Annotated in this window: 23 protein-coding genes; 6 read left to right on the forward strand and 17 right to left on the reverse strand. The window is 73.5% G+C overall.

All coding sequences use genetic code 11. The features are described 5' to 3' along the window. Window positions 1–64: 64 nt before the first annotated feature. Together GL259_RS32440 and GL259_RS32445 are read right to left on the reverse strand one after the other, a co-directional pair. Window positions 65–1,423 (reverse strand): MFS transporter, encoded by a 1,359-nt coding sequence (locus tag GL259_RS32440; protein WP_159536827.1) that lies wholly within the window; start codon window positions 1,421–1,423, stop codon window positions 65–67. 154 nt (window positions 1,424–1,577) lie between these two features. Beyond that, the gene (locus GL259_RS32445; RefSeq protein ID WP_159536828.1) at window positions 1,578–2,243 is read right to left on the reverse strand and encodes a TetR family transcriptional regulator; all 666 of its coding nucleotides are present in this window, start codon (window positions 2,241–2,243) and stop codon (window positions 1,578–1,580) included. A gap of 143 nt (window positions 2,244–2,386) precedes the next feature. Here GL259_RS32445 and GL259_RS32450 point away from each other — a divergent pair, with 143 nt between their 5' ends. Both GL259_RS32450 and GL259_RS32455 read left to right on the forward strand, forming a co-directional pair. After that, window positions 2,387–3,274, forward strand: a complete 888-nt coding sequence (locus tag GL259_RS32450) for a shikimate dehydrogenase (protein ID WP_159536829.1) — start codon at window positions 2,387–2,389, stop codon at window positions 3,272–3,274. A 39-nt stretch (window positions 3,275–3,313) separates the two neighbouring features. Beyond that, a complete protein-coding gene (locus tag GL259_RS32455) occupies window positions 3,314–5,101 on the forward strand; it encodes a sugar phosphate isomerase/epimerase and 4-hydroxyphenylpyruvate domain-containing protein (RefSeq protein ID WP_159536830.1) in 1,788 nt (595 codons plus the stop codon). Window positions 5,102–5,157: 56 nt separating this feature from the next. Here GL259_RS32455 and GL259_RS32460 read toward each other — a convergent pair whose 3' ends face one another. The 7 genes from GL259_RS32460 to GL259_RS32495 all read right to left on the reverse strand — a co-directional run bounded on the left by GL259_RS32460 (window position 5,158) and on the right by GL259_RS32495 (window position 13,197). Next, window positions 5,158–5,742, reverse strand: coding sequence for a histidine phosphatase family protein (locus tag GL259_RS32460; protein ID WP_159539166.1), 585 nt, complete (start codon window positions 5,740–5,742; stop codon window positions 5,158–5,160). A gap of 5 nt (window positions 5,743–5,747) precedes the next feature. Then, window positions 5,748–6,632, reverse strand: coding sequence for a phosphogluconate dehydrogenase (NAD(+)-dependent, decarboxylating) (gene gnd / locus GL259_RS32465; RefSeq protein WP_159536831.1), 885 nt, complete (start codon window positions 6,630–6,632; stop codon window positions 5,748–5,750). A gap of 1 nt (window position 6,633) precedes the next feature. Next, entirely contained in the window at window positions 6,634–8,286 is a 1,653-nt protein-coding gene (gene pgi, locus GL259_RS32470; RefSeq protein ID WP_159536832.1) for a glucose-6-phosphate isomerase, read from the reverse strand. Continuing rightward, a complete protein-coding gene (opcA, locus tag GL259_RS32475; protein WP_159536833.1) occupies window positions 8,279–9,214 on the reverse strand; it encodes a glucose-6-phosphate dehydrogenase assembly protein OpcA in 936 nt (311 codons plus the stop codon). The genes pgi and opcA overlap by 8 nt, the downstream gene beginning before the upstream one ends. Continuing rightward, entirely contained in the window at window positions 9,211–10,827 is a 1,617-nt protein-coding gene (zwf, locus tag GL259_RS32480; protein ID WP_159536834.1) for a glucose-6-phosphate dehydrogenase, read from the reverse strand. The genes opcA and zwf overlap by 4 nt, the downstream gene beginning before the upstream one ends. Continuing rightward, on the reverse strand, window positions 10,824–11,357 hold the full coding sequence (locus tag GL259_RS32485) for a hypothetical protein (protein WP_159536835.1): 534 nt from the start codon (window positions 11,355–11,357) through the stop codon (window positions 10,824–10,826). The genes zwf and GL259_RS32485 overlap by 4 nt, the downstream gene beginning before the upstream one ends. A gap of 433 nt (window positions 11,358–11,790) precedes the next feature. Continuing rightward, complete coding sequence (locus GL259_RS32495; RefSeq protein ID WP_159536837.1) at window positions 11,791–13,197, reverse strand: glycoside hydrolase family 16 protein; 1,407 nt, start codon at window positions 13,195–13,197, stop codon at window positions 11,791–11,793. Between the two features lie 571 nt (window positions 13,198–13,768). Between GL259_RS32495 and GL259_RS32500 the strand changes: the two genes are divergently transcribed. After that, entirely contained in the window at window positions 13,769–15,106 is a 1,338-nt protein-coding gene (locus GL259_RS32500) for a 6-phospho-beta-glucosidase (RefSeq protein ID WP_159536838.1), read from the forward strand. A gap of 299 nt (window positions 15,107–15,405) precedes the next feature. Here the strand turns inward: GL259_RS32500 and GL259_RS32505 are convergent, their stop codons facing one another. Next, window positions 15,406–16,590 carry an ATP-grasp domain-containing protein gene (locus GL259_RS32505; protein WP_159536839.1) on the reverse strand — a complete coding sequence of 395 codons (1,185 nt, stop codon included), beginning with the start codon at window positions 16,588–16,590 and terminating at the stop codon, window positions 15,406–15,408. A 301-nt stretch (window positions 16,591–16,891) separates the two neighbouring features. On the opposite strand from GL259_RS32505, the gene GL259_RS32510 reads away from it, so the two are divergent. Further along, window positions 16,892–17,752, forward strand: a complete 861-nt coding sequence (locus GL259_RS32510) for a metallophosphoesterase (RefSeq protein ID WP_159536840.1) — start codon at window positions 16,892–16,894, stop codon at window positions 17,750–17,752. Continuing rightward, on the forward strand, window positions 17,749–18,426 hold the full coding sequence (locus GL259_RS32515; protein ID WP_159536841.1) for a 4'-phosphopantetheinyl transferase superfamily protein: 678 nt from the start codon (window positions 17,749–17,751) through the stop codon (window positions 18,424–18,426). Before GL259_RS32510 ends, GL259_RS32515 begins: the two co-directional genes overlap by 4 nt. A 65-nt stretch (window positions 18,427–18,491) precedes the next feature. Here the strand turns inward: GL259_RS32515 and GL259_RS32520 are convergent, their stop codons facing one another. The 3 genes from GL259_RS32520 to GL259_RS32530 form a co-directional block, all read right to left on the reverse strand. Continuing rightward, window positions 18,492–18,728: a hypothetical protein gene (locus GL259_RS32520; protein ID WP_159536842.1), complete on the reverse strand. Its 237-nt coding sequence runs from the start codon at window positions 18,726–18,728 to the stop codon at window positions 18,492–18,494. Window positions 18,729–18,947: 219 nt separating this feature from the next. Continuing rightward, window positions 18,948–19,487 (reverse strand): toxin-antitoxin system, toxin component, encoded by a 540-nt coding sequence (locus GL259_RS32525; protein WP_159539167.1) that lies wholly within the window; start codon window positions 19,485–19,487, stop codon window positions 18,948–18,950. Between the two features lie 31 nt (window positions 19,488–19,518). Further along, window positions 19,519–20,175 (reverse strand): helix-turn-helix transcriptional regulator, encoded by a 657-nt coding sequence (locus GL259_RS32530; protein ID WP_159536843.1) that lies wholly within the window; start codon window positions 20,173–20,175, stop codon window positions 19,519–19,521. A gap of 223 nt (window positions 20,176–20,398) precedes the next feature. On the opposite strand from GL259_RS32530, the gene GL259_RS32535 reads away from it, so the two are divergent. Beyond that, entirely contained in the window at window positions 20,399–21,058 is a 660-nt protein-coding gene (locus tag GL259_RS32535) for a hypothetical protein (RefSeq protein ID WP_166461584.1), read from the forward strand. Between the two features lie 494 nt (window positions 21,059–21,552). Here the strand turns inward: GL259_RS32535 and GL259_RS32540 are convergent, their stop codons facing one another. From GL259_RS32540 to GL259_RS32550, 4 genes are all read right to left on the reverse strand, one after another. Beyond that, window positions 21,553–22,659, reverse strand: a complete 1,107-nt coding sequence (locus GL259_RS32540; protein ID WP_159536844.1) for an aliphatic sulfonate ABC transporter substrate-binding protein — start codon at window positions 22,657–22,659, stop codon at window positions 21,553–21,555. Between the two features lie 204 nt (window positions 22,660–22,863). Then, the gene (locus tag GL259_RS39580; protein ID WP_347814633.1) at window positions 22,864–23,049 is read right to left on the reverse strand and encodes a putative leader peptide; all 186 of its coding nucleotides are present in this window, start codon (window positions 23,047–23,049) and stop codon (window positions 22,864–22,866) included. A 54-nt stretch (window positions 23,050–23,103) separates the two neighbouring features. Next, window positions 23,104–23,562, reverse strand: coding sequence for an Rrf2 family transcriptional regulator (locus tag GL259_RS32545; protein ID WP_159536845.1), 459 nt, complete (start codon window positions 23,560–23,562; stop codon window positions 23,104–23,106). A gap of 101 nt (window positions 23,563–23,663) precedes the next feature. After that, window positions 23,664–24,893, reverse strand: a complete 1,230-nt coding sequence (locus tag GL259_RS32550; protein WP_159536846.1) for an acyl-CoA dehydrogenase family protein — start codon at window positions 24,891–24,893, stop codon at window positions 23,664–23,666. Between the last annotated feature and the right edge of the window lie 243 nt (window positions 24,894–25,136).

Consider the following 25,136-nt stretch of genomic DNA (forward strand, 5'->3'; position numbering starts at 1 on the left):
ACGGGCGGGGCGGCGGGCCGGGGCCCCGGAGGCGGCACGGCCTCCGGGGCGGGGCGCACACGGGTCAGGCCGTCACCTTCTCCGGCTGCGCGGCGTCCTCCCGCACCGCGCGCGTGCCGAGCCGCTCGGCCGGGACCCGGTGGGTCTCGCGGGCCGAGAGCGCGGCGATCACCGGCGGGACGCACAGGGCCGCCGTGAACAGGGCCACCGCGGACCAGTCGTCGCCGTCCGGGCCGGCGATCCGTGCGGCGAAGGTGACGGCGAAGCCGGCCACCGCGAAGCCGATCTGGGTGCCGATCGCCACTCCCGAGAGCCGGACCCGGGTCGGGAACATCTCGCCGTAGAAGGACGGCCACACACCGTTCGCCGCGCTGTAGACGACACCGAAGGCGAGGACGCCGAGGAGCAGGGTCAGCGCGTAGTTGCCGGTGGAGATCGCCCACAGGTAGAGGAACATCGTCACCGCGCTGCCGACCGCGCCGATCAGGAAGACCGGGCGCCGCCCGACACGGTCGGAGAGCGCGGCCCACAGCGGGATCGCGGCCAGCGCGACGACGTTGGCCAGCGCGCCCACCCACAGCATCGACGAGCGCGACATGCCGACGGTGTCACTGGTCGCGTAGGCCAGCGCCCACACGGTGAAGATCGTGCTGACGGACGCGATCAGCGCACCGGCGACCACCCGCAGGACGTCCGCCCAGTGCTCGCGCACCAGGACCACCAGCGGCAGCTTCACGACCCCCTCGGTCGCGGTCTGCTGTGCGAAGGCCGGCGTCTCGTCGAGCTTGCGGCGGATGACGTAGCCCACCACGGCGACCGCGACGCTCAGCCAGAACGGCACCCGCCAGCCCCAGGACAGCAGGTGCTCCTCGGGCAGCGCGGCCACCGGGATGAAGACCAGGGTGGCCAGCAGCTGCCCGCCCTGGGTGCCGCTGAGGGTGAAGCTGGTGAAGAAGCCGCGCCGGTGGGGCGGCGCGTGTTCCAGGGTCATCGAGTTCGCGCTGGCCTGTTCGCCGGCCGCCGAGACGCCCTGCAGCACGCGGCACAGCACCAGCAGGACCGGGGCGAGCGTGCCGACCTGGTCGCGGGTGGGCAGACAGCCGATGAGGAACGTCGACAGGCCCATCAGCATCAGCGTGAAGACCATGATCTTCTTGCGGCCGAGCCGGTCGCCGATGTGGCCGAGGAAGAGCGCGCCGAGCGGCCGGGCCGCGTACGCCACCCCGAAGGTGGCCAGCGACAGCAGGGTCGCCGTCGCCGGGTCGGACTCGTCGAAGAAGACCTCGGGGAAGATCAGCGCGGCCGCGCTGCCGTAGATGAAGAAGTCGTAGTACTCCAGTGCGCTGCCGATCCAGGCGGCCGTCGCGGCCTTCTTCGGCTGTCCGGGCGGGGAGGCGTCGCGGGGCGGGGCGGGGACGGACACGGCGTGCTCCTTCGAGGGGGCTCCACGGTACGTGGAGGGCGAGCGGAGGGGAGAAGTGCCGGTGCGCTAATTAACCCACTGGGTAGTTAGTCGCGGCTGGGTAGGGATGCTGCGCCCGACCGTTCGCGGTGTCAAGGGGTCGCGTCGTGCGAAGTCAGTCCGCCGACCGCTCGGCCGTCAGGTAGGCGATCACCATGTCGCCCAGCATCGCCCGGTAGTGCTCGCGCTGGGCCGGGGCCACGAGGTCGCGGCCGAACAGCGCGCCGAAGGTGTGCCGGTTGGACACCCGGAAGAAGCAGAAAGCGCTGATCATCGCGTGCAGGTCGACGGCGTCGACGTCCGCCGTGAACAGGCCCGACTCCTGCCCGGCGGTCAGGATCCGGCGGATCACGGCCAGCGCGGGCGACCCCATGCGGGCCAGTTCCTCCGAGGCCGCGATGTGCTCGGCGCCGTGGATGTTCTCGATGCTCACCAGGCGGATGAAGTCGGGGTGCCGCTCGTGGTGGTCGAAGGTCAGCTCGGCCAGCCGCCGGATGGCGGCCACCGGGTCCAGGTGGTCGACGTCCAGCTGCTGCTCGGCCTCGCGGATCACGCCGTACGCACGCTCGAGGACGGCCGTGAACAACTGCTCCTTGCTGCCGAAGTAGTAGTAGATCATCCGCTTCGTGGTGCGGGTGCGGGCGGCGATCTCGTCGACGCGGGCCCCGTCGAAGCCGGCCCGGGCGAACTCCTGGGTCGCCACGTCGAGGATCTCGGCCCTGGTGCGGGCGGCGTCACGGATGCGCTCGCCGGGCCGTGCCGGTTCTTCGACGCTGGTCATGGACTTCCTTCGGGCGAGGGGCCGGTGCCGGTGATTGTAGAAGCAGGCCGCCGCGCGGCCGCCGGGTCTTCCCCTGAGCTCTCCGCCGCTGATATAGCTAACGTACTGGTTCGTACATTACTGGTCGTCTCTGGAGGTCAGCGGTGCCCAAGGACTCGTATCTCGTCGGGCTGATCGGCTCCGGCATCGGCCCGTCGCTCAGCCCCGCGCTGCACGAGCGGGAGGCCGACCGCCAGGGCCTGCGCTGTCTGTACCGGCTCCTCGACCTCGACACGATCGGCGTACCGCCCGAGGCGGTGGGCGAACTGCTGGACGCGGCCCGGCTCCTCGGCTTCGACGGGCTCAACATCACCCACCCGTGCAAGCGGCTCGTCGTCGAGCACCTGGACGCCCTCGATCCGCGGGCGGAGGCGCTGGGCGCGGTCAACACGGTGGTCTTCGAGGACGGCCGCGCCGTCGGCCACAACACGGACGTCACCGGTTTCGCCGCCTCCTTCGCCCGCGGTCTGCCCGACGCGCCGCTGGAGCGGGTGGTGCAGCTCGGCGCGGGAGGCGCCGGCGCGGCCGTCGCGCACGCCGTGCTCACCCTGGGCGCCGAACGGGTCACCGTCGTGGACGCGCTGCCCGAACGGGCCGCCGAACTCGCCGAGGGCCTGAACCGGACCTTCGGACCGGACCGCGCCGCCGCCGCACCCCCGGACCGGCTGCCGGAGCTCCTCGCCGCCGCCGTCGGCGGCGGCGGACTCGTGCACGCCACCCCCACCGGCATGGCCGCCCACCCCGGGCTGCCCCTGCCGGCGGAGCTGCTGCACCCGGGGCTGTGGGTCGCCGAGGTGGTCTACCGCCCCCTGGAGACCGACCTGCTGCGCACCGCCCGCGCGGCCGGCTGCCCCGTCCTCGACGGCGGCGGGATGGCCGCGTTCCAGGCGGCGGACGCGTTCCGGCTGTTCACCGGGCGGGACCCCGACGCCGCCCGGATGCTCGCGGACCTCACCGAGCTGACCGGCGGTGCCGTCGGAGCACCCCGGTAGTCCCAGAACCCGCAACGTCACGGAAGCAGAGGTACCGACGTGCGCACGTCCATCGCCACCGTCTCGCTCAGCGGCTCCCTCACCGAGAAGCTCACGGCCGCCGCCCGCGCCGGCTTCGACGGGGTGGAGATCTTCGAGAACGACCTGCTGGCCTCCCCCCTCACCCCGGAGGAGATCCGCGCCCGCTGCGCCGATCTCGGCCTGACCGTCGACCTCTACCAGCCGCTGCGGGACGTCGAGGCCGTGCCCGCGGACGTGTTCGCCCGCAACCTGCGCCGCGCCCGGCACAAGTTCGAGCTGATGCGCAGGCTCGGCGCCGACACCGTCCTCGTCTGCTCCAGCGTCGACCCGCTCGCCGTCGACGACGACGCCCTCGCCGCCGAGCAGCTGGCGGACCTCGCCGACCTCGCCCGCGACTGCGGCGTCCGGGTGGCCTACGAGGCGCTCGCCTGGGGCCGGCACGTCAGCACGTACGACCACGCCTGGCGCATCGTCGAGGCGGCCGGCCATCCCGCGCTCGGCACCTGCCTGGACAGCTTCCACATCCTGTCCCGCGGTTCCGACCCGCGGGGCATCGAGGGCATCCCCGGCGAGAAGATCTTCTTCCTCCAGCTCGCCGACGCCCCGCTGCTCGCGATGGACGTGCTGCAGTGGAGCCGCCATCACCGCTGCTTCCCCGGCCAGGGCGGTTTCGACGTCGCCGGGCTGGTCCGGCACGTGCTGCGCACCGGCTACGACGGACCGCTCTCCCTCGAGGTCTTCAACGACGTCTTCCGGCAGGCCGAGGCCGGCCCGACCGCCGTGGACGCCCGCCGTTCCCTGCTGGTGCTCCAGGAGGCGGTGGGAGCGGCCGAACCGCCCCCCGCCGTCGTCCCCACGGGGTTCGCGTTCGCCGAACTCGTCGCGCCGGACGCGGCGCCCCTCGCGGGACTGCTCGACGCGCTCGGCTTCGCCCGCACCGCCCGGCACCGCGGCAAACCCGTCGACCTGTGGCAGCAGGGCGAGGCCCGGATCCTCGTCAACACCGGGGCGGCCGTACGCCGTGACGGCACCCGCCTCGCCGCCGTCGGGCTGGAGTCACCCGATCCGGCCGGCGCCGCCCGCCGGGCCGAGGCCCTGCTGGCGCCCGTGCTGCCGCGCCGCCGTGCCCCCGGGGACGCCCCGCTCGACGCGGTCGCCGCACCCGACGGCACGGAGCTGTTCTTCTGCTCCACCCGGCCGGGCGGCTGGCGGTCCGACTTCGAGGACGTCGCGCACGCGCCGGCCGCCCCGTCCGTCCGCCGCATCGACCACGTCGCGCTGACCCAGCCCTGGCACCACTTCGACGAGGCGGCGCTCTTCCACCGCAGCGTGCTCGGGCTGCGCGCCGAGGACAGCGTGGACCTCGCCGACCCCTACGGACTGCTCCGCAGCCGCGCGGTGAGCAACGCCGACGGCAGCGTCCGCATCGCCCTCACCGTCGGGGCCGCACCCACGGACGACACCGTGCACGCCCAGCACATCGCGCTCGCCACCGACGACGTGGTCGCCGCGGCCCGCGGCTTCCGCGACGCCGGCGGCCACCTGCTGCCGATCCCGGCGAACTACTACGACGACCTCGCCGCCCGGTACGAGTTCGCCGACGGCGAGCTGGAGACCTACCGCGAGCTGGGCATCCTCTACGACCGCGACGAGCACGGCGTCCTGCGGCACTGCTACACCCGCACCGTCGGCCGCGTCTTCTTCGAACTCCTCCAGCGCGACGGCGGCCACCGCGGCTACGGCGCCCGCAACGCGCCGGTGCGGCTGGCCGCGCAGCACGGGGTACGGATGCCGGCCGGCGGCTGACGGCTCCGGCCGCGCGGAGGCGGCCGGCCGTACGGGGGGCCGGCGCCGCCCGCCGCTCACGGCCGGGTGTTCCACTCCGCGATCACGGGCCTGCCGTGTTCCAGCGACAGCCGGTTCAGCGTGCCCGTCTCCAGACGGAACAGGCGTCCCTCGGCAGGCGGCAGCCCCAGGCGGCGGGCCGTCAGCACGCGGAGCAGGTGGCCGTGGGCCACCAGCATCACGTCGCCCTCCTCGAGCGCCCCGGCCACCCGGGCCAGCACCCGGTCGGCGCGCTCGCCCACCCGCTCCGGCGACTCGCCGGGGAGGTCCGGACCGGGCGGTACGCCGTCGGTCCACAGGTCCCAGCCGGGCCGGCTGCGGCGGATGTCGGCGGTGGTGACGCCCTCGTAGGCGCCGTAGTCCCACTCCTGCAGGTCCGCGTCCGTCACCGCCCCGGACAGGCCCGCGAGTTCGGCGGTGCGCCGGGCGCGCACCAGCGGGCTGGTGAGGACCAGCGCGAAGGTCCTGCCCGCCAGCAGCGGGGCCAGGGACTTGGCCTGTTCCTCGCCGTGCGGGGTGAGCGGCAGATCGGTCCGGCCGGTGTGCCGGCCCGACCTGCTCCACTCCGTCTCGCCGTGGCGGGCGAGCAGCAGGTCCCCCACGTCCCTCACGCCTTCTTCGCCGACTCGACGGCGTGGCCGCCGAACTGGTTGCGCAGCGCCGCGATCATCTTCATCTGCGGCGAGTCCTCCTGACGGGAGGCGAACCGCGCGAAGAGGGAGGCGGTGATCGCCGGCAGCGGCACGGCGTTGTCGATGGCGGCCTCCACGGTCCAGCGGCCCTCGCCCGAGTCCTCGGCGTAGCCGCGCAGCCGGTCCAGGTGCTCGTCCTCGTCGAGGGCGTTCACCGCGAGGTCGAGCAGCCAGGAGCGGATGACGGTGCCCTCCTGCCAGGAGCGGAACACCTCGCGGACGTTGTCCACCGAGTCGACCTTCTCCAGCAGCTCCCAGCCCTCGGCGTAGGCCTGCATCATGGCGTACTCGATGCCGTTGTGGACCATCTTGGCGAAGTGCCCGGCGCCGACCCTGCCCGCGTGGACGAAGCCGTAGGGGCCCTCCGGCTTGAGCGCGTCGAAGACCGGCTTCAGCCGGTCCACGTGCTCCTCGTCGCCGCCGACCATGAGGGCGTAGCCGTTCTTCAGGCCCCACACGCCGCCCGAGACGCCCGCGTCGACGAAGCCGATGCCCCGGGCGCCCAGCTCCCTGGCGTGCTTCTCGTCGTCCGTCCAGCGGGAGTTGCCGCCGTCGACGACGAGGTCGCCGGGCTTGAGCAGGCTCGCCAGCTGGTCGATGACCTGCTGGGTGACGCTGCCGGCGGGGACCATCACCCAGATCGCCCGGGGCCTGTCGAGCCGGTCGACGAGGTCGGACAGGTGGCTGACGTCGGAGCGTTCGGGGTCGGTGTCGTACCCGACGACGGTGTGGCCGGCGTTGCGGATGCGCTCGCGCATGTTGCCGCCCATCTTGCCCAGGCCGACGAGACCGATCTGCATGTCAGTTCACTTCCTTCAGTTCGCGGTAGGCGGCCACCAGCGCGGCCGTGGAGGGGTCGAGGCCGGGCACGTCGGCGCCCTCGGTGAGGGCGGGCTCGACGCGCTTGGCGAGCACCTTGCCCAGTTCCACGCCCCACTGGTCGAAGGAGTCGATGTCCCAGACGGCGCCCTGCACGAACACCTTGTGCTCGTACAGCGCGATCAGCTGGCCGAGGACCGACGGGGTCAGTTCGGTGGCCAGGATCGTCGTGGTGGGGTGGTTTCCCTCGAAGGTGCGGTGCGGCACCTGCTCCTCGGGCACGCCCTCCGCCCGTACCTCCTCGGCGGTCTTGCCGAAGGCGAGGGCCTGGGTCTGGGCGAAGAAGTTGGCCATCAACAGGTCGTGCTGGGCCTGGAGTTCACCGCTCAGCTCGGCGACCGGCCGGGCGAAGCCGATGAAGTCCGCCGGGATCAGCTTCGTGCCCTGGTGGATCAACTGGTAGTAGGCGTGCTGCCCGTTGGTGCCCGGGGTGCCCCACACCACGGGTCCCGTCTGCCAGGTGACGGGGCGGCCCCGGCGGTCCACCGACTTGCCGTTGGACTCCATGTCGAGCTGCTGGAGGTAGGCGGTGAACTTCGACAGGTAGTGCGAGTACGGCAGCACCGCGTGCGACTGGGCGCCGAGGAAGTTGTTGTACCAGACGCCCAGCAGGCCCAGCAGCAGCGGCGCGTTGGCCTCGGCGGGCGCGGTGCGGAAGTGCTCGTCGACCAGGCGGAACCCGTCGAGCATCTCCCGGAAGCGGTCCGGGCCGATGGCGATCATCAGCGACAGGCCGATCGCCGAGTCGTAGGAGTAGCGCCCGCCGACCCAGTCCCAGAACTCGAACATGTTCGCCGTGTCGATGCCGAACTCGGCGACCTTGTCCGCGTTGGTCGACAGGGCCACGAAGTGCCGGGCGACCGCCTTCTCGTCGCCCCCCAGGCCGGCCAGCAGCCACGAGCGCGCCGAGGTGGCGTTGGTGACCGTCTCGATGGTGGTGAAGGTCTTGGACGCGACGACGAACAGCGTCTCGGCCGGGTCCAGGTCGCGCACCGCCTCGTGCAGGTCGGCGCCGTCCACGTTGGACACGAACCGGAACGTCAGCGAGCGGTCGGTGTACGCCCGCAGCGCCTCGTAGGCCATCGCCGGGCCCAGGTCGGAGCCGCCGATGCCGATGTTGACGACGTTGCGGATCGGCCTGCCGGTGTGCCCGGTCCACTCACCGGAGCGGACCCGCCCGGCGAAGTCGGCCATCCTGTCGAGCACCGCGTGCACGGCCGGGACGACGTTCTCGCCGTCGACCTCGATCACCGCGTCCCGCGGGGCGCGCAGCGCGGTGTGCAGCACGGCCCGGTCCTCGGTGGTGTTGATCCTCTCCCCGCGGAACATGGCGTCGCGCAGCCCGAACACGCCGGTGGCCTCGGCCAGCTCCCGCAGCAGGGCGAGCGTCTCGTCGGTGACCAGGTGCTTGGAGTAGTCGATGCGCAGATCGCCCACGCGCACCACGTACCGCTCCGCGCGGGAGGGGTCGGCGGCGAACAGCTCGCGCAGGTCGGGCCGCGGCAGTGTGTCCGCGCGGTGGTTCTCCAGGGCGGCCCACTGGGGGAGCCGGGTCGGCTCGGGGGCGTCAGACATGGGCGGGGACCTCCTCGGTGGCCTCGCCGCGCAGGGCGACGGCGTACATTTCGTCCGCGTCGAGGCGCCGGAGCTCCTCGGCGATGAGTTCGGAGGTGGCACGGACCTTCAGCGCCATCCGGCGCGGCGGCTGGCCCGGCAGGGACAGCGTGGCCAGCGGACCCTCGGGACGGTCGATGACGAGCTCGCCGTCCGCGGTGCCGAGACGGACCGCCGTGACCAGCGGCCCGTCGGTCACCACCCGGTCCACGGTGATCCGCAGCCGTGCCTCCAGCCAGCGCGCCAGCAGCTCCGCGGCCGGATTGCCGGCCTCGGCCTCCACGGCCGCCGAGGTCACCGCCGGCGGGGCCTGGTCCAGGGCGGCCGCCAGCAGGGAGCGCCAGGGCGTCAGCCGGGTCCAGGCGAGGTCGGTGTCGCCCGGCGCGTAGGAGCGCACCCGCGCCTCCAGGACGTCCAGGGGGTTCTCGACCGCGTACAGGTCGGTGATCCGGCGCTGGGCCAGCGCGCCCAGCGGGTCCTTCGCCGGGTTCTCGGGCGCGTCCGCCGGCCACCACACCACCACCGGGGCGTCCGGCAGCAGCAGCGGCAGCACCACCGAGTCGGCGTGCTCGGACACCTCGCCGTAGGTCCGCAGCACCACCGTCTCGCCGGTGCCCGCCTCCGAACCGACGCGGACCTCCGCGTCCAGCCGGGGGTGGGTGCGCTCGCGCGGGGTGCGGGCGTGCCGCTTGATGACGACCAGGGTGCGTGAGGGGTGCTCGTGCGAGGCCTCCTCGGCCGCCTTGATCGAGTCGTAGGCGTTCTCCTCGTCCGTGACGATCACCATCGTCAGGACCATGCCGACGGCCGGGGTGCCGATGGCACGGCGGCCCTGCACCAGCGCCTTGTTGATCTTGCTTGCCGTGGTGTCGGTCAGATCGATCTTCATGGCCTGCGCCAGCTCCGTCCGTCTCGCTCGAGCATCTCGTCGGCCTCCGCGGGTCCCCAGCTGCCCGAGGCGTACTGCGCCGGCCTGCCGTGCGACGCCCAGTACTCCTCGATCGGGTCGAGAATCCTCCAGGACTCCTCCACTTCCTGATGACGGGGGAACAGGTTGGCGTCCCCCAGCAGGACGTCCAGGATCAGCCGCTCGTACGCCTCCGGGCTGGACTCGGTGAACGACTCGCCGTAGGCGAAGTCCATCGACACGTCCCGGATCTCCATCGACGTGCCCGGCACCTTGGAACCGAAGCGCACCGTGACGCCCTCGTCCGGCTGGACGCGGATCACGACGGCGTTGGAGCCCAGCTCCTCGGTGGCCGTGGTGTCGAAGGGCGAGTGCGGGGCGCGCTGGAAGACCACCGCGATCTCGGTGACCCGGCGGCCCAGCCGCTTGCCGGTGCGCAGGTAGAAGGGGACGCCCGCCCAGCGGCGGTTGTCGATGCCCAGCTTGATCGCCGCGTAGGTGTCGGTGGTGGAGGCCGGGTCGATGCCGTCCTCCTCCAGGTAGCCGCGCACCTTCGCGCCGCCCTGCCAGGCGCCCGTGTACTGCGCGCGCACGGTGTCCCGGCCCAGGTCCTTCGGCAGCCTCACCGCCCGGAGCACCTTCAGCTTCTCGGTGAGCAGCGAGGACGCGTCGAAGGAGGAGGGTTCCTCCATCGCGGTGAGCGCGAGCAGCTGGAGCAGGTGGTTCTGGATGACGTCGCGGGCGGCGCCGATGCCGTCGTAGTAGCCCGCGCGGCCGCCGATGCCGATGTCCTCGGCCATGGTGATCTGCACGTGGTCGACGAAGGACCGGTTCCAGACCGGCTCGAACATCTGGTTGGCGAAGCGCAGCGCCAGGATGTTCTGGACGGTCTCCTTGCCCAGGTAGTGGTCGATCCGGAACACCTGGTCCGGGGCGAACACCTCGTGGACGATCGCGTTCAGCTCCTCGGCCGACCGCAGGTCGTGCCCGAACGGCTTCTCGATCACGGCGCGGCGCCACGATCCCCCGGGAGCGTCGGCCAGCCCGTGCCGCTTCAACTGCTGCACGACCTTCGGGAAGAACCTCGGCGGTACGGAGAGGTAGAAGGCGTAGTTGCCGCTGGTGCCCCGGGACGCATCCAACTCGTCGATGGCGGAGCGCAGTTGCTTGAAGGCCGAGTCGTCGTCGAAGTCGCCCGGGATGAACCGCATCCCCTCGGCGAGCTGCTGCCAGACCTCCTCGCGGAAGGGGGTGCGGGCGTGCTCCTCGACCGCGTCGTGGACCACCTGGGCGAAGTCCTGGTTCTCCCAGTCCCGCCGGGCGAAACCGACCAGCGAGAAGCCGGGCGGCAGCAGTCCCCGGTTGGCGAGGTCGTACACGGCCGGCATCAGCTTCCTGCGGGACAGGTCGCCGGTCACCCCGAAGATGACGAGCCCGGAGGGGCCCGCGATCCGGGGCAGACGGCGGTCACGGGGGTCGCGCAGGGGGTTGGCCCAGCCGGCCGCGGGGGCGCGCAGGGCCGCGTCGGCCCGGGGCGCCCGCTGTTCCCCGGTCACCGCGGCGTCCGTCCGCGGTCCGGTCGTCTCGTCGGTCATTCCGCGTCAACTCCCATGTCGTCGAGGGACTTCGTCACCGCTCCGAGCGGGTCCCGCCGGGCGTCCCCGGACCGCGCGGCGCCCTCGTCCGCCTGTGGCCGCACCGCCTCGTCGTACGGGGGCCCGAGCCGCCGCACGGCGGCCGGGGCGGTGCGGGACCGGACGTCACCGCCGGTGACGGCGGCGCTCCGGAGCGTCCCGCGGGCGGCGGTGGCGTACGGCGCGGCCTCGGGCACCGTGGCCACGGCGCCGGGCACGGCCGGCTCCGTCACGGACCGGGTTTCCTCGTACGCCGGATTCAGCCGTTCGCCGGTCCCGCCATCGGCGGGGGAGGGGGCCGCGGTGGCGCGGGCGAGCCTCGGACCGGCCTGCGGGAGGACCCGGCCGTCCCGGCCGCCGGTCACCTCGTGCGGGGGCCGCGGGACGCCGTCGGCGGCACGGACGCCCGAGGTGGTCGTCGTCCGCACGGCCTCGCCGGGCGGCCGCTGCCCTGCTCCCGCGCTCGCGGTTGCTTCGGTCACTATGATCATCTTCTTTCTCGCGGTCACGTCAACCGTGCGCGGAGGTGAGGAATTCCTTCGTGATCCGTTCGGCGGAGACGACGCTTTCCCGCGTCACCTGTGAACCGGTACCACGTCGGTCCCCCTCCGGCTCCGACCGCAACGCGGGCCCGCACGGCCGGCGGCGGCACCCCGTGCGCCGGTACACCCGGACGGGTGAGCGCCGGCCGCGCGGGGCCGGACGGGCGCACGGAGCGTCCCCGGTGCCGGCCGGAGTGCGGGCCGCCCCGACGGGCTCCGGTCGCCACCGCTCCTCGCGCAGCGGCGAGTACCGCGGAACCGTGCTGATCATGCCCCTCACCTCGCCCGCGCGGTGTCCGCCGCCGCCCCCGGGCACGCGAAAGGGGCTCCACGCGTGCGTGGAGCCCCTTGCCCGGCCGGGGAGGGCCGGTGCGGGAGGTGCTCAGTGGCCGAAGGTGAACCAGTTGACGTTCACGAAGTCCGCCGGCTGGCCGCTGGTGAAGGTCAGGTAGACGTCGTGGGTGCCCGTGACGGAGCTGATGTTCGCCGGGACGGTCCGCCACGACTGCCAGCCGCCCGTGTTGCCCACCGCGAAGCTGCCGATCGGCGCGTTGCTCCGGCTGTCCAGGCGCACCTCGACCAGGCCGCTGACGCCGGAGGCCGCGCCGCTCGCCACCCGCGCGGAGAACTGCCGGGCCGCGGTCGAGCCGAAGTTGACGCCCTTGAACTGCAGCCAGTCACCGTTGGCCAGCGCGCCCACGTTCTGCCCGCCGCCCGAGTCCGACGTGGTCTCCGTCATCGTGCCGGACTGGGCGTCGTAGGACTCGGCCTGGATGGTGCCGTAGGCGTCGCGGTTGCCGGTCGGCGGGGGAGTGGTGCCGCCGCCACCGGAGGTCAGCACCTGCACGTAGTCGACCAGCATCGAGTGGCCGGGCTGGGTGCCGGCGTCCGGGCCGCCGCCGAACGCGTCGGGGAAGCCGCCGCCCATCGCCACGTTGAGGATGATGAAGTAGCCGTGGTCCGTGGCGTTCGACCAGGTGGTGGCGTCGACCTGGTTCTCCCGCACGGTGTGGAAGTTGTTGCCGTCCAGGTAGAAGCGGATCTCCTCCACGCTCGTCGAGCGGTCCCACTCCATGCGGTAGGTGTGGAAGCCGGCCTGGCACGTCGTGCCCTGGCAGGTGGTCGAACCGCCGATGCCGCTGGTCTCGTTGCACGGGCCGCCCGGCGAGGTGCCGCAGTGCATCGTGGCGAACACGGTGTTGTTGCCCTGCGTGTTCTCCATGATGTCCAGCTCACCGACGGCGGGCCAGTTCCAGTAGTTGCCCCGGTAGGGCGAGCCCAGCATCCAGAACGCCGGCCAGTAGCCCTTGGCGGCGGCACCGGTGACGTTCGGCACCTGGATACGGCCCTCGACGCGCAGCTTGCCGCCCGCCGGGGGCTGGAAGTCGGTGCGGTTGGTCTCGATGCGGCCGGAGGTCCAGTTGCCGGAGGCGTCGCGGCGCGGGGTGATGCGGAGGTTGCCGTTGCCGTCGAGCGAGACGTTGTCCGTGCTGGACGTCATGGTCTCGATCTCGCCGGTGCCCCAGTTGGCGGGGCCGCCCGGGTATCCCTTGCCCGTCGCGTACTGCCAGTTGGAGGTGTTGACGCCGCTGCCCGCCGGGCCGTTGAAATCGTCGGCGAAGACCTGGGTCCAGCCCGACGGGGGAGGCGGCGCGGAAGCGCTCGCGGACGGGACGGCGGCGGTCGCGGCGGCCGCCGCGAGACCGAGCGTGGTCACGACGGCGAGCAGCGCCCGCCTCACGGGGCGGGGTCTGCGGGAGGTGCGGGGCATGCCGGAGGTGTCGCTCATGTGGGGATGCCTCTCGGGTACGGATGGTCGGTGCGGGGAGTACGTCGAGAGCGCGGACGCGCTTCGTGAGAGCGCTCTCAGAGTGACGCCAATGTGCTCTGAGGCCCCTGCGCCGTCAAGAGGTGTAGCCGAGAAAGTCCTTACGGGCGGGGAGGGTTCACCTCATGAATGACACGAATGGGTGCAAGCGCGCCGCGGCGGACGACGTGCGCGGCACCCGTCGGGGGCCCGGCGCCGCGCACGGCGTCCCGTTCGGCCACGGAGGCGGGCGCCGCGCCGGGGGCGTACGGGCCTTGCGGGGATGAGCGGCCCGCCCGGTCCGCACTCCGGGCCGGTGCGTCCGGCGTGACCCGTCGGTCACTCACCGTGACACCGGGCGCCGCGCTTCGGTCGGCGGCCGCGGCGTGGCCGGCCCGGTGACCGTGTACGGGGTGGAGGAGGCGAGCGGGCCCGCGCCGGGCGCCGGGGACGAGCCGGTGCGCCGGGTGCCGCGAGTAAGGTCGTCGGGGTGCCGGTCGACAGCACCCCGGTCCGGGCCGGTGACCGGGCGGTGCCACGGAAGGGTGCAGAGGTGAGGCTGACGATTCTGGGCGGCGGGGGATTCCGCGTGCCGCTGGTGTACGGGGCGCTGCTCGGGGACCGTGCCGAGGGGCGGGTGACCCGGGTCGTGCTGCACGACCCGGACGACGGCCGGCTGCGTGCGATCGCCCGTGTCCTGGCCGAGCAGGCCGCCGCAGTGCCCGGTGCCCCCGAGGTCACCGTCACCACGGACCTCGACGAGGCGCTGCGCGGTGCCGACTTCGTCTTCTCCGCCATCCGCGTCGGCGGCCTGGAGGGCCGGGCGCACGACGAACGGGTCGCGCTCGCCGAGGGGGTCCTCGGCCAGGAGACCGTCGGCGCGGGCGGCATCGCCTACGGTCTGCGCACCGTGCCCGTCGCCGTCGACGTCGCCCGGCGGGTGGCCCGCCTCGCCCCCGACGCCTGGGTCATCAACTTCACCAACCCCGCCGGCCTGGTCACCGAGGCCATGTCCCGCCACCTCGGCGACCGCGTCATCGGCATCTGCGACTCACCGGTGGGCCTCGGCCGCCGCATCGTCCGGGTGCTCGGCGTGGACCCCGACGAGGCGTGGATCGACTACGCCGGCCTCAACCACCTCGGCTGGGTGCGCGCGGTGCGGGTCGCCGGCCGCGACGAACTCCCGCGCCTGCTCGCCGACCCCGGACTGCTCGGTTCCTTCGAGGAGGGCAGGCTCTTCGGCGCCGACTGGCTGCGGTCCCTCGGCGCGATCCCCAACGAGTACCTGCACTACTACTACTTCCACCGCGAGGCCGTCCGCTCCGCCCGGCGGGCCGGGCGGACCCGGGGCGCCTTCCTGCTCGACCAGCAGGCCCGGTTCTACGCCGGGACGCGCGACCCCGACGTCTCCGCCCTGGAACTCTGGAACCGCGCCCGCGCCGAACGCGAGGCCACCTACATGGCCGAGAACCGCGAAACCGCCGGCGCCGGGGACCGCGAGGAGGACGACCTGTCCGGCGGCTACGAGAAGGTGGCCCTCGCCCTGATGCGGGCCATCGCCCGTGACGAACGCACCACCCTGATCCTCAACGTCCGCAACCGCGGCGCCCTCGCGCCGCTGGACGAGGAGGCCGTCGTCGAGGTCCCCTGCCGTGTGGACGCCGGCGGCGCGCACCCCGTCCCCGCCGGCCCGCTGCCCGGCCACGCCGCCGGCCTGGTGTGCGCCGTCAAGGCGGTCGAACGCGAGGTGCTCGCCGCCGCCGAGTCCGGTTCCCGCGCGACGGCGCTCAAGGCGTTCGCGCTGCACCCGCTCGTCGACTCCGTGAACGTGGCCCGCCGGCTCCTCGACGGCTACACCGCCGTCCACCCCGGCCTCGCGTACCTCACCTGACCCGGACGGAAGGATCCGGCGGGAGAACGCACCCGCTTCGGGCCGGCCGGTCGCCCCCCGTGACAGCGGCCGACCGACCCGAGCCCCCCGTTCCCCCGTGCTTCCCCCGTCCCCCCGGGCGGATTCCCCCGTCGCCCTACACCGTTAAGAGCACGCGACCCGGCGCCTGATACACCCCACGGAGAAATTCCCCGGAAAAAAATCCGGCCCCGGCACGGTGAGCGTGCCGGGGCCCGTACCGGAGCGGTGGCCCGTCGCGCCGCCGCGCGGGACCGGTCCCCGCCCGCGGGACGACGGCCTCAGGCGGGTGCCCCGGCCGCCGTGTCCGCGGCGGAGGCGCTCAGCCGGCCCGGAGCGGCCGCCGTCCTCGGCTCCACGGGCGCCGCCGGAGCCGGTACGGCGTCCAGGGCGTCCGCGCCGGCCCCCGGGGCGTCCGCGCCGGCGCGCCGCTGCGACAACGACGCGGGGCGCAGCGGACGCGGTCCGGACACCACCGTGTAGTCCTGGCCCAGGAACGGCGGCGTCATCTCGCCCGGGTCGTCCCCGAGCGCCAGCCGCACCGCGGCCCACGGGGCGTTCACCCCGCACAGCGACAGCTGGTGCAGACCGCCCGCCGGCCGGGTGTTGACGTCCATGAGCACGGGCCGCTCGCCGAGCATCCGGAACTGGATGTTGGACAGGTGGTGCAGGCCGAAGCCCTCCGCGATCCGCCGGGCCGGCTCCAGCCACCGCTCGTGCAGCGTGAAGCCCCTGCGGCGGCCGTCCTTGGTGCGGCCGACCGCCAGCCGGATCCGGTTGTCGGGCCCGGTGAGGCAGTCCACCGACACCTCGGGCTGCTCCAGACGCGGCATCACCAGCCAGTCCACCGGCTGGTCGGCCCGCCGCACCGCCTCCAGCACCAGGTCGAGCGGCACGTACGGGCTCGGGAAGCCGCTCAGCTGGGTGAGCGAGAAGGGCTCCCGCGTGATCACGCGGAAGCCCACTCCTCCCGCGCCGGACGCCGGCTTGAGACAGGCCCGGTGTCCTTGCTCCTCCAACTCCTCGACGGCCGCGAGGAGTTCCTCGGCGGACCGGACCCGCCACCACGGCGGCACGGGCACCCCGATCGCCTGGACCGCCTCGTAGGCGATCACCTTGTCCCGGAAGACCGCCACCGCCTCGGGCGGCGGTGCCAGCAGCGCCGTACCGGCCGCCTCGAACTCGGCGCGGTGCGCGACGATCGCCGACTGGTGCAGCCGGGGCACGAACACGTCGATGCCGCGCCGCTCGCACTGGGCGAGCGCGTACTCGACGTACGCCGCCGGGGACAGGCCCTCGGGCTCCAGTTCGGCGGTGTCGGCGGCGGCCAGCACGGGCGAGTCGGGGTCGCCGTGGGTGGCGTGGATCTCTACGGCCCGGTCGCTGGGATTTCTCCTCAGCTGATCCATGAAGAACACGTTCTCCGCGTACGTGCGGTTGAGCCAGACGCGTACGCAAGAGACCATGCAGGCCGCCTTTCGGGGTTCGCGGGCAGGGCTCGGCGGCCCGTTGCCCGGGCAGGACGTATGGAGGGTCACCGAACCGCCCTGTGCGAAGGGCATGTCATGGCGGTGGTGTCGGGCAGATCATACGGCTTCGGCGGGCGGTCCCGCGCCACGCGCCCGCCACGGGGCGCGGGCGCCGCCGCGGCGGCACGCATCCCCCGGACGGCCCCGGCCGGCGGCGCGCGCGACGGCGGTTCGCCCTTGTTCCGGCGGCACGGATGTGGTCTCGTGGTGCCGATCGTGATCGCTGAGGGGGCGACGGATGACGGCTGGGACCGGTGGCGGCGGACAACTGTGGGCCATCAGCGACCTGCACATCGGCTACGACGAGAACCGTGCCCTGGTGGAACGGATGCGGCCCGAGTCGGACGGGGACTGGCTGCTCGTGGCCGGTGACGTGGCGGAGACCGTGGAGGACGTCCGCTGGGCCCTCAAGACCCTCTCCGGCCGGTTCGCCCGGGTCGTCTGGGTGCCCGGCAACCACGAGCTGTGGACCCACCCGAGCGACACCGTCACCCTGCGCGGCGTCGCCCGCTACGAGCACCTCGTCGAGCAGTGCCGCGAGCTGGGGGTGACCACGCCCGAGGACCCCTACCCGGTCTGGGACGGCCCCGGCGGCCCGGTGGCCGTCGTGCCGCTGTTCCTGCTGTACGACTACTCGTTCCTGCCGGCCGGGTGCGCCACCAAGGACGAGGGACTGGAGTACGCGCACGGCACCGGCGTCGTCTGCACCGACGAGCACCTGCTGCACCCCGATCCGTACCCGAGCCGGGAGGCCTGGTGCCGGGCCCGGGTCGCCGAGACCGAACGCCGGCTCGCCGAACTGCCGGACGACCTCCCCCTCGTCCTCGTCAACCACTATCCGCTGCACCGGCACCCCACGGACGTCCTGTGGTACCCCGAGTTCGCCATGTGGTGCGGCACCACGCTGACCGACGACTGGCACCGCAGGTTCAACGTCCACACCATGGTCTACGGCCACCTCCACATCCCGCGGACCACATGGCAGGACGACGTCCGCTTCGAGGAGGTCTCGGTGGGCTACCCCCGCGAGTGGCGCAAGCGGGACCGACCGCCGGGCAGGCTGCGCCGGATCGTGCCCAGGGAGGACGGCGACCGATGATCGAGGAACTGCTGCCGCAGACGGTGGTCGCGGTGGAGGCCTACGGCGACGAGGGCACCGACGCCCCGCTCTACCCGGAGGAGGAGGCGCTGGTGGAGCGGGCGGTGGCCAAGCGCCGCCGGGAGTTCACCGCCGTACGCTCCTGCGCCCGCCGGGCCATGGAGAAGCTGGGCGTGTCCGCGCGGCCCGTGCTCAACGGCGAGCGGGGGGCTCCGATCTGGCCGGACGGGCTGACCGGCAGCATGACCCACTGCGAGGGCTACTGCGCCGCCGCCCTCGTCCGCGCCGCCGACCTGGCCTCCCTCGGCATCGACGCCGAGGTGCACGGTCCGCTGCCCGAGGGCGTCCTGGACGCCGTGTCCCTGCCGGGGGAGGCGGCGCGGATCGGGCGGCTGTCCGCGGAGCGGCCCGCGGTGCACTGGGACCGGCTGCTGTTCAGCGCCAAGGAGTCCGTCTACAAGGCGTGGTTCCCGCTCACCGGGAAGTGGCTGGACTTCCTGGAGGCCGACATCGAGTTCTTCGGCGACCCCGGCGAGCGGACGCGCGGCGGCTTCCGGGCCACGCTCCTCGTCCCCGGCCCCCGGGTGGGCGACCGCCGCCTCGGCCACTTCGACGGCCGCTGGACCACCGCGGGGGGACTGGTCACGACGGCGGTCGCGGTACCGCACGGCTGACCGCACCCCGCGCCCCGCACCGGGTCGCGCCGACGGCGGGCGCGCCGGGGCGCGGCCCGGTGCGGTCACGGCTCGGGGCACCAGTCCCGCACCATGCGGAAGAACTCCTCCTCGTTGCCGGTCAGCCCCGCCCGGGCCAGGGCGGTCTCCGCCTCGGCGAGGACGGAGGGCGGCACGAGCGGGGGCCTCGGGGCCTCCGGCGGGCCGGACCGCGCGTCGAAGGCGGCGCGCACCGTGTGCAGCAGCCGCAGATAGGCCTGGACGGCGGTGCGCTCGCGGTCGGTCAGTACGGCGGTGGGCATCGCTCGCTTCTCCCCGTCTCGTGGTCGTGGGTCCGCGCCCCGCACCGAGGGGACGCACCCCCCAGCTTGCCGTCCACCACTGACAGTCGGGTTCCGCCGCACGCCGGTTCGCCCGGCCGGCGGAGACGGACGGCGAAAGGGAGCGGGGGAGAGGGGGCTCGCGCGCCGGAGCACGGGATCACCGCGCGCCCGCCTGCCCTGACCGCGGGCGCCGCCTCCTCAGCCCTGGGGCCCCAGGTAGCCCAGCGACGCCTCGATCCGGCCCGCCAGGTGGTCGCGCTGCACCGGTCCCCGCAGCGACGAACCGGCGAGCCACGTCCGGCACTTGCTGGCGAGCAGCAGGCCGAAGGCCTCGGCCTCCTTCTCGTCGGCGAGGTCGAAGCGGGTGCGCGCGGCGACCCTCAGGACGGTCGCCCGCAGCGCCTCCTCGTCGGTGTCCTCGCCGAGTAAGCGCGTCGCGACCTCGGCGCCCCGGACGTGACGGCCGCAGTGCCCGGCCTTCATGTGCCACAGCTCGTGGCCCAGGATCACCAGCTGGTGGTCGGGTGCCGTACGTTCCTCGACCACGACGAGGTCCCGGTCCGCCATGTCGAGCCACAACCCGCTCGCGGTCCCCGGTGGGAACGCGGCCGTACGGAACTGCACGGGCCGGCCGCGGCGCCTGCTCATCGCGTCGCACAGGGCGGCGTACAGATCGGCGGGCCGCGCCGGGACGGGAAGCGTCAGCTCCGCCACCAACTCACCGCACAGGCGGCGCATTTCCCTACCGATGCCCACAGTTCTCCCCCGGTCACGACTCGGGCCGCTGGACGTTCTCCAGGAGCATGTCCAGCCACTCCGCGACCTTGTCGCGGTGCTGGTCGGTGGGCAGCTGCGCGGCCCGCCACGCGATCCCGCGCACCCCGTGGTCCTGCAGCAGCCGCTCCAGCGGGTCGTCGGCCGCCGCGGCCGCCCTCCGCTCGCGGTCCGCGAGCTTCTGCAGCAGTTCCTGCTCGGTGTGCTGGAGCACGCTCGCGAGCGCTTCGGGGTCCTCGGCGGTGAGGAAACCGGCGTGCACCCGGAAGAACCGCTGGATGGCGTCGCAGTGCTCCATGGTGGGGCGCCGGTCGCCGTTGATCAGGGCGCCGGCCTGCTGCCGGGACATGCCCGCGCCGTCGGCGATCTCCTGCTGCGTGTACCTGCGGCCGTTCGGCTTCAGACGGGTGCGGCGCAGCAGGTCCAGCCGCTGCACGAACCGGGCCTGCACATCGGGCTCGCCCGCGGGCCGGCCGCTCAGCAGCGCCCTGACCACGGGTTCCGGGACACCGGAGGCGGCGGACAGCCGGCCGACGTCGAAGACCTCGGCGTGCGGCACGCCGAGCCGGTCGGCGAGTGCGGTGACGCGGGCGACGACGGCCGGCAGCGCGGTCGTCGGCGCGGTGCCCGGACCCTCGAAGCCACCCGTCACCGACAGATCTCCTACGTCTCTCACAGGCTTCTCACAAGCGGTTGCCGTGAACTTCACGGAGACTAGCCGGTGCTTCGAACTCACATCCAGGTCTCGCCACAACTGTGGCCAATTTCAGCCGTCAACCGGCATGAAATGCCACGATAGTTGACACGCCTCGCGTCGGGGCAGCAGGATCGGGGCGCCGCGTCAGGGCCGCACAGGCAAGAGGGGTGACCTCCCGATGACTTATCAGGCAGGAGGGCAGCGGCCGGCACCGCGGCCCGTCCCCGAGACTCCCGAGGCCCAGGCCTACCTGGCGGACTACGCCGCGCTCCTCGAAGCCGTCCCCTTTCCCTCCCTGGTGGTCGACCACCGCTGGGACGTGCTGCTGACCAACAGTGCTTTCCGGACACTTTTTCGAGAGGTCGGACCGCATCCGACGGCCCAGCCCGCCGACAACTTCCTCCGGTTCGTCCTCTTCCACCCGGACGCCGCCGCGGTCCTCGGCGACCACGAGTCCAGCTGGTGCCTGCCGATGCTGGCCCACTTCGCCAAGTCCGTCGAACGCCACGGGCACGACCACGGGCTGCAGGCCATCCGCCGTGACATCGCCCAGGACCCGATCATGGAGGTCGCCTACCGGCACGGTCTGCCGCACTGGCTGAGGGCCGTCGGGGAGCAGGCCGCCGAACACGACGGCGCCGTACGGCCGCTGCTGCACCCCGACCCGCGCTGGGGCGCCACCGACTGCCGCATCGTCGCGGAGACCACCAGGACCCTCCAGGGCATGGACTGCACCCGGCTGACCCTGGTCCTGCGCGAAGCGCGCCGGGCCCCCGCGCGGAACCGCGGGGTCCGCCGCGCCGCCTCCCACCTCAGGGTGGTCCCGGCCGCCGACTGAACGGCGCACGCCGCGCCGGAGCGGCTGCGGGACGGCGCCTTCGACCGGGGGACGGTCGGCTCCGTCGCCCCCACCGAGGGGGACGCGGACATCGACCGGCTCCTGGAGGACGCCTCCGGCAGGACCGACGGCCTCCTGGCGCGGGGCTGACCGGTGACGAAGACGGCTGACCGGCCGGCCGCGGCCGTCCCGCGCTCCGCCGTCCGGACCCGCTCGTACACAGGGGTCCGCGGCTCGGCGGAGCGCGGTGCCGCGCGGGTGCCCGGCCGGTCCCGCCCGGCGGCCGGGTCGAGCAGGGCGGGACCACCGCGGCCGGGGGCCCCGGAGGGGTGACGGACTCGCCGGGTGCGACACCGGGCGTGCCCGGCGCGAGGAAGGACTCCGGGGCGTGCTCGGCACGGGCGGCGTGCGTCACCGCCGTGGCGTCCCCGGCCGTCCCGGCGATCGCGGCGGCCACGGCCGTCACCCTCCGGGGGCTTCGGATCCGGGTGCCGTCACTCGGCTCCGAGACCGGCGTCGTCGACCTCTTCCTTGCCCTCGGCCTTGAGGACCTTGTTGAGCAGGGTGAGGTCGTAGATGCCCGTCAGGTCGGGCCGCTCCAGCAGGCCGGCCTTCACCGCGTGCTCGGCCTCGGTGTCGAGGGTGGCGGCCAGCGGGTCGTCGAGGAAGGTGACGGACTTCCAGGCCGGGTCGATGACGTCGGCGGGCAGCGCCTTGCCCGACAGTTCCTCCAGCGCCGCGTTGGCGGACGCCTTCGCCTTCTCCGGGTTGGCGTTGATCCACTCGTTGGTCTTCACCGAACCGCGCAGCACGGCCTCGACGACGTCGGGGTGTTCCTTCAGGAAGCTCTGCGACACGATGATGTTCGTGATCACGAACTTCTTGTCGGGCCACAGGTCGGCCTCGTCGAGGAGCACCTTCGCGCCTTCGGTGACCAGCTTGGACGCCGTCGGCTCGGGCACCCAGGCGCCGTCGATGGAGCCGGACGCGTAGGCGTCCGGGGTGACCTTGTTGTCGGTGCGGACGACGGAGACGTCGCCCGCGCCGCTCTGGGCGTCGACCTTCCAGCCCCGGTCCGCGATCCAGTTGAGGAACGCGACGTCCTGGGTGTTGCCGTGCTGCGGCGTGGCGATCCGCTTGCCCTTGACGTCGTCCAGGGTCTTGATCTTGTCCGGGTTGACGACGAGCTTCACGCCGCCGGAGGCGGAACCGCCGATGATGCGCAGGTTCCTGCCGTTCGACTTGGCGTAGCCGTTGATGGCGGGGGAGGGGCCGATCCAGCCGATGTCGATGGACCCGGCGTTGAGCGCCTCGATCTCGGAGGGGCCGGCGTTGAACGTCGAGGTCTTGATCCTGGTGCCGCCGAGCTCCTTCTGGAACAGGCCCTCCTGGACGCCCACCAGGGCGGTGGCGTGCGTGAGGTTGGGGAAGTAGCCGATCCTCACCTCTTCGGCGGAGAGCTTCTCGGCGTCCGCCGCGACCTCGGTCCGCTTGTCGTCCTCGGCGGCGTCGGATCCGTAGCCGCAGGCGGTGAGCAGGAGGGGGAGCGCCGCCAGGGCGGCGAGGGCGCGCAGGGTGGTGAGCGGTCTTGCGGCAGACACGGAGGTGTCCTCTCAGGTGAAGAGCTGGTCAAGCAGGTCAAGGAGGTGGGGAAGGCGCGGGGCGAAAGCCCGCGGACCCGCGCCGGCACTCCGCGCGAAGGCCCTCGGCGGCCGGAGCGCCGGCGCGGGTCCGGGAGCGGAGGTGTGCGGGAAGGGGCGGCGGGCGAGTGGCGCCGCCGGCCGGAGGATGTTCCGCGGACGGTCTCAGGCGGGCCGACAGATGGCGCTGGACGTGCGGCCGAGGTCGATGTGGCGGCGCGAGGTCAGCAGGGGGAATGACAGGTCTGCGCGGTCGAGCGTTCCCATGGCCCCCCCACGGATCCCTAGTTTTCCTAGCTGGTTGGTAGGGATCGTGGCAGAAGGCGGCGCCCGCCCCAAGGGGGTGTTCATATCGCGGACGCGGCTATCTCGCTCTGCGGGATCGTCGGCCGACGGCCCGGTGGGTCAGGGGTTCACCCAGGCCTTCGGGGCGTCGGTCAGCGCGACCACGTCGGCGGGCAGCCGGGCCGACGCGACATCGGCGAGCGACACGCCCTCGAGGATCTCGCGCACGTTGGACCGCAGCGCGATCCACAGGGGGAGCAGCGACTCGGCGGGGCCGGTGTAGGACAGGTCCGGCGGGCGGACCCCGCGCACCGAGACCAGCGGCCCGTCCACGGTGCGGATGACGTCGGCGATGCTGATGGACCCGGCGGGCTTGGCCAGCCGGTAGCCGCCGTTGCCGCCGCGCTGGCTGAGCACGAGACCGCCCCGGCGCATGTCGTTCAGGATGCTCTCGAGGAACTTGTGCGGGATGTCCTGGGCGTCGGCGATGGCCTCGGCCTTCAGCGGCCCGTCGTCCCGTGACGCGGCGAGTTGCAGCGCGGCACGTACCGCGTAGTCCGCCCTGGCTGAGATCCGCATGCGTCCATTATCCCGTACGGCTCCGGCCGGCATCCGCCGCGGCGCAGGTCACGGGTGCGGGGATGCCGCGGAATCGGTTCCCGGGCGTCACCGCCTCCGGGTCAGGCGGGCAGGACGAACGGGGGGTGGGCGCCGTTGAGGAAGTAGTCCCCGACGTCGCGGAGCCGGTGGGCGACGGGCTCGTACAGGGTGTGGGTCCGGGCGTTGCGCCAGAAGCGGTCCAGGCCCAGCCGTGTGGAGGTGGAGCGGGGACCGATGATGTCGAGGGCGCGGGTGGTGGACTCCTGCGCGGCTCGGGAGGCGGCGGCTTCGGCCATGGCCACGAGGGCGGAGGCGTCCGCGTACTCGTCGTAGGTGAGGTCCTCGCCGAGCGCCAGCGCGCCCTGCACGGCTTCCGTCGCCTGATCGGCGAGTGCGGACGCGGAGCGGGTGAGGACGGTGAGTTCCCCGTAGGCGGTCAGCAGCTGCGGGTCGCGGGGAGTGCCGGCCGGCCGGGCGGGGTGCCAGGGGGCGTGGCCCGCCCTGCTGTACTCACGGGCTTCGGCGAGCGCTCCCTCGGCCATGCCGAGGAGGAGCTGGACGGAGACGAGGTGCCCGAACGGCAACGCCAGGGCGGCCCGGGGCGACAGGAAGTCCTCGTCCGCGGACAGGGAGCCGAGCACGTCGTCGTCGGCGACCGGTACGTCGTCGAACTCCACGCTGCCGCCGCCCGCGAGCCGTTGGCCGAAGGTGTCGGCGTCGTCGTCGATCCGGACGCCGCGACGGGTGGGGTCCACCACGACGGCGAGGGGTTCACCCGTGTCCTCCCGCACGGCGCGCACGGCGAGGCGGTCGGCGACCAGGACCCCGGTGGTGTAGCTCTGCCGGCCGTCGAGCACCAGGCCGCGGGAGGTCCTGGCCAGCCTCAGAGGGGGCTCCCGGAGGGCGAAACCGCCACCCCAGCACCACTCCTCGGCCGCGGACCGCTCCTCGGTCCGTGCGGCGAGGGCGGGCCCGGCGAAGAACCGGGCGCTCCACGACAGGAAGTAGTGACAGCCGAGCAGTTGCCCGATCGCGCCGTCGGCCGTGGCGATCTCCCGGACGACGGCGTAGGCCGTGGGCCAGTCCGCGCCGCCTCCCCCGGATCCGGCCGGCACCAGGAGCGTCAGCAGTCCCGCCTCGCGCAACCGGGACACCTCGTCGGCCGGGGCCTTGCCCGCCTGCTCCCTGGCCACCGCGTCCGTGGCCAGGTCGTCCCCCGCCTCGCGGGCCACGCGCAGCCAGTGCGCGCGGCCGGGTCCGGTGCGGTCGGGCGGCGAGGTGGGGTGGGACGGCGCGGTGGCAAGGCCCATGGAAGTGGTCTCCTCGAGGTCGGCCGCGGAGTGCGGCGTCGGGGCTCTCCTGGTCGGGCGCGTCCGTGCGGCCCGTGCGCCGAACGGTGGCGATCGGGTGCCGGTGGGCCTCGCCCGGTCCGCGGTGCGGGCGGGCGAGGGGGACGTCCGCGGTGCGGCCGTCGCCGACGTGGTCGTGGCCCCGGACGGCGGCCGCCGGCCGCTCGTGTGGACGCGGGTGGCGGGGAGGCGGAACGAAACGTG

The sequence above is a fragment of the Streptomyces sp. Tu 3180 genome (assembly GCF_009852415.1).
Taxonomy (GTDB): domain Bacteria; phylum Actinomycetota; class Actinomycetes; order Streptomycetales; family Streptomycetaceae; genus Streptomyces.